This is a genomic window from uncultured Granulicatella sp. (assembly GCF_963528315.1).
GTDB lineage: Bacteria > Bacillota > Bacilli > Lactobacillales > Aerococcaceae > Granulicatella.
The window spans coordinates 1-3,609 of record NZ_CAURVV010000075.1 but is presented as its reverse complement, the minus strand read 5'-3'; the positions used below and the strand labels follow the sequence as shown (position 1 = coordinate 3,609).

The 3,609-nt window shown below is 37.7% G+C and carries 3 protein-coding genes and 4 tRNA genes; 6 read left to right on the top strand and 1 reads right to left on the bottom strand.

What is annotated here, in order from left to right:
- Nucleotides 1–59: 59 nt before the first annotated feature.
- The 5 genes from RYK07_RS08855 (at nt 60) to pcp (ending at nt 1,087) form a co-directional block, all read left to right on the top strand.
- A tRNA-Val gene (locus RYK07_RS08855) sits at nt 60–132 on the top strand.
- A 13-nt stretch (nt 133–145) separates the two neighbouring features.
- Nucleotides 146–218, top strand: a tRNA-Asp gene (locus RYK07_RS08850).
- A 10-nt stretch (nt 219–228) separates the two neighbouring features.
- Nucleotides 229–299 (top strand) — tRNA-Gly (locus RYK07_RS08845).
- 14 nt (nt 300–313) lie between these two features.
- Nucleotides 314–385, top strand: a tRNA-Glu gene (locus RYK07_RS08840).
- A gap of 57 nt (nt 386–442) precedes the next feature.
- Nucleotides 443–1,087 carry a pyroglutamyl-peptidase I gene (gene pcp, locus RYK07_RS08835; protein ID WP_314853492.1) on the top strand — a complete coding sequence of 215 codons (645 nt, stop codon included), beginning with the start codon at nt 443–445 and terminating at the stop codon, nt 1,085–1,087.
- Between the two features lie 50 nt (nt 1,088–1,137).
- On the opposite strand, the gene RYK07_RS08830 is transcribed toward pcp, so the two are convergent.
- Nucleotides 1,138–2,625 carry a DUF1846 domain-containing protein gene (locus RYK07_RS08830; RefSeq protein WP_314853493.1) on the bottom strand — a complete coding sequence of 496 codons (1,488 nt, stop codon included), beginning with the start codon at nt 2,623–2,625 and terminating at the stop codon, nt 1,138–1,140.
- A 132-nt stretch (nt 2,626–2,757) separates the two neighbouring features.
- Between RYK07_RS08830 and RYK07_RS08825 the strand changes: the two genes are divergently transcribed.
- Nucleotides 2,758–3,486: an excalibur calcium-binding domain-containing protein gene (locus tag RYK07_RS08825; RefSeq protein ID WP_314853491.1), complete on the top strand. Its 729-nt coding sequence runs from the start codon at nt 2,758–2,760 to the stop codon at nt 3,484–3,486.
- The last annotated feature ends 123 nt before the right edge of the window (nt 3,487–3,609 follow it).

Here is a 3,609-nt window from a genome sequence, read left to right as displayed (position 1 = left end):
TTAAGACACCGCCCTTTCACGGCGGTAACACGGGTTCGAGTCCCGTACGGGTCATAAATGGAGGTTTAGCTCAGCTGGGAGAGCACCTGCCTTACAAGCAGGGGGTCAGCGGTTCGATCCCGTTAACCTCCATTCCCAAAAATATGGTTCCGTGGTGTAGGGGTTAACATGCCTGCCTGTCACGCAGGAGATCGCGGGTTCGATTCCCGTCGGGACCGTTTATATTATGCGGGTGTAGTTTAGTGGTAAAACTACAGCCTTCCAAGCTGTTGTCGCGAGTTCGATTCTCGTCACCCGCTTTTAATTTTATACTGGCCCGTTGGTCAAGCGGTTAAGACACCGCCCTTTCACGGCGGTAACACGGGTTCGAGTCCCGTACGGGTCATCCCTAGCACTCTTACGAGTGCTTTTTTTGTATTTTGAATTAAAGGAGAGTGTACAGATGAAAATTTTATTAACAGGTTTTGATCCATTTGGTGGAGAAAGTATTAATCCTTCTTGGGAAGTTGTTCGTCGTATTCCTCAAAATATAAAGGGTGCAGAAATTAAAGGAATTCAAATTCCTACCGTTTTTCAAAAATCATTTGAAGTGTTAAAAAATGAAATTGAAATTTTCCAACCTGATGTAGTTATTTGTGTAGGTCAAGCAGGTGGAAGACAAGGGATTACACCTGAACGTATTGCGATTAATATTGACGATGCACGTATTGCGGATAATGAAGAAAACCAACCAATCGATTTTCCAGTTCAGGAAGATGGAGATAGTGCTTATTTTTCTACCTTACCGATTAAAGCGATGGTGGATAAAATGACTTCTTCAGGATTTCCTGCTTCTGTTTCAAATACTGCTGGTACTTTTGTATGTAATCATATTATGTATCAAGTGTTGTATTATGCTTCTAAAAATCATCCTTCTCTAAAAGCTGGATTTATTCATGTTCCTTTCTTACCTGAACAAGTAAAAGATAATCAATATCCTTCTATGAAATTAGAAGAAATGGTTCAGGCTCTAACTCTCTGTGTAGAAACAGTTATTGAGTATCAAGATAAAAAAGATTTAAAAATGATTGGTGGAGCCATTCATTAATAAAAATTAAAACAGGATTGAGGGGAGACTCCTTCAATCCTGTTTTGTGTTTAATGGCTATAATAGAAACTATTTCCTGCAAACGATGGTTCACTCGTAATGGTAATTCCTAAATCACGATAAATTTCTTCATCTGCTTTTTGTAAAATAACTGTACTATGCGCTTGTAAATTTCTTAAAAAGACTAATTGATTTTTAGCTGCTTCTGCTGATGGATTTGTAACAGCTGACATACTTAAAGCAATTAAAACTTCCTTACTATCAAGTGAGCGACGTTGCTGATGAAACACATCTTGACTAAGCTTTGTAATGGATTCAAGAATAACAGGAGGTAATAGATGTAAATCTTTTTGAATACCAGCTAATTCTTTAATCGCATTTAATAGGCAAGCAGCTCCTGCAGTCATTGTGTCACTTTGTTTTCCAGTAATCATTTTACCATTTGGTAATTCAATCGCAACGACTTCTGTCTTTGCTTCTTTAGCTTTACTCAATGCTTTTTCTACAACAGGACGTTCTTGAGGGGTTAACCCCATTTCATCCATAATGTATTTTCCACGTTGAGCAGTTTCTAAAGTACCAATTCCACGTTTGTAATCGCATTGTAAGTGATAGTATCTACGAATAATTTCTTGTTTAGAGGCTTCTTGTACGACTGCATCGTCTGTAATGGCAAACCCTACTCGGTTTACTCCCATATCTGTTGGTGAGTAATAAGGGATTTCTTGATCCTTGTAAATTTTTCTTAAAATTCTTCTTAATAGAGGGAATGCTTCGATATCACGATTATAGTTAACAGTCGTGATGCCGTATTTTTCCAAATGATATGGATCAATCATATTGACATCTTCTAAATCAGCTGTTGCAGCTTCATAAGCGATGTTAACTGGATGGTTTAATGGTAAATTCCATACAGGGAATGTTTCAAATTTTGCATAACCTGCTGAACGACCTCTTTGTGTTTCATGATATAGCTGACTTAAACAAGTGGCTAGTTTTCCACTATTAGCTCCAGGCGCTGTAACAACAACTAATGGACGAGTCGTTTCGATATATGCGTTTGCTCCGTATCCAGCATCACTTACAATGGTATCCACATCCATTGGATAGCCTTCTGTATGACCGTGAGTATAAACAGTCATCCCTCTACGTTCTAACATATTTTTGAATTGTGTCGCAGCTGGTTGACCAGTGTATCTTGTAATGAGTACGCTATTGATTTTCAAATCCCAATGATGTAAATCATCAATCATTCTTAAGACATCTCGGTCATAAGTAATGCCTAAATCTCCACGAACTTTATTTTGTTCGATATCCCCAGCATAAACGCAGATAATAATTTCTGCTTGGTTTCTTAGGCGATAGAGTAGTTTGACTTTTCCATCTGGATCGAATCCAGGTAATACTCTCATCGCATGGAAGTCTCCGATGAGCTTTCCACCAAATTCTAGATAGAGTTTGTCATAACTATTCACTCGTTCTAAAATATATTGACTTTGTTCTTCCAGGTATTTTTCGCTATCAAATCCTAATTGCATTTTTAACGCCCCCGTTTCACTATTTTCAAGTCCAAAGTATAGCACTCTCCTTGTAAAAAAGGAAGAAAAATTTTTCTTGTTCAAACTTTATTTTGTGATATACTGAATTTGTAATAAGAAGGAGGATTTTATATGAAAAAAGTTAAAGGTTTAGTCGTATTCAGTGCAGCTGCTACATTGTTAGCTCTTGGGCTTGAACAAAAAGTAGAAGCACGTGTACATTTTAGAAGTTGTAAGGAAGCTTGGGCTACAGGATATGGAAATATTGCTCGTGGTGAAGAAGGATATTCTGAAAATTTAGATAGAGACCATGATGGAGTAGCTTGTGAAATTGGTCGTTCAAAAGGAGCGTATCGCCCACAAACTGCCGATGGCACACCATTAAACAAACAACATGCAGCGTCTTCGTCTAGTTCAGATTCAAATGGTTCTGATGAATCTACATTGTCAGGATGGCAACAAAATGGTGGTAATTGGTATTACTATGAAGATAATAGTGCGGTCACTGATTGGAAAAACATTAGCGGAACTTGGTACTATTTTGATGGAAGTGGTGTAATGAGCACTAACTGGGAAAAAGTAAATGGTACATGGTATTATTTCAATACGGATGGTGCCATGCGTACTTCATGGCAAAAAGTGAGCGGAGCTTGGTACTATATGGATAATAGTGGAGCAATGCAAACAGACTGGAAAGAAATTAGTAATGCATGGTACTACTTCAATGCAGATGGTGTAATGCAAGCAAACCGTTGGGTTGGAGACTATTATTTAGGTTCATCTGGCGCAATGTTAGTGAATACTAAAACACCAGATGGTTATCGTGTAGATGCTTCTGGAAAATGGATTCAAGATAAATAATGAAAATATGAATTAGACTTTTTGTTGTAGTAAGAGGGAACGAAATCCACAACAACTACAACAGAAAAGGTAAATTCTCAATCTAAATTCTAGTTTAGAAATCAGTTGAATTTAGTCTGAGAA

Bases quoted from the DNA above. Each gene is read 5' to 3' on its own strand.
- pcp (WP_314853492.1), top strand. From the start codon at position 443: ATGAAAATTTTATTAACAGGTTTTGATCCATTTGGTGGAGAAAGTATT.
- RYK07_RS08825 (WP_314853491.1), top strand. From the start codon at position 2,758: ATGAAAAAAGTTAAAGGTTTAGTCGTATTCAGTGCAGCTGCTACATTG.
- RYK07_RS08830 (WP_314853493.1), bottom strand. From the start codon at position 2,625: ATGCAATTAGGATTTGATAGCGAAAAATACCTGGAAGAACAAAGTCAA.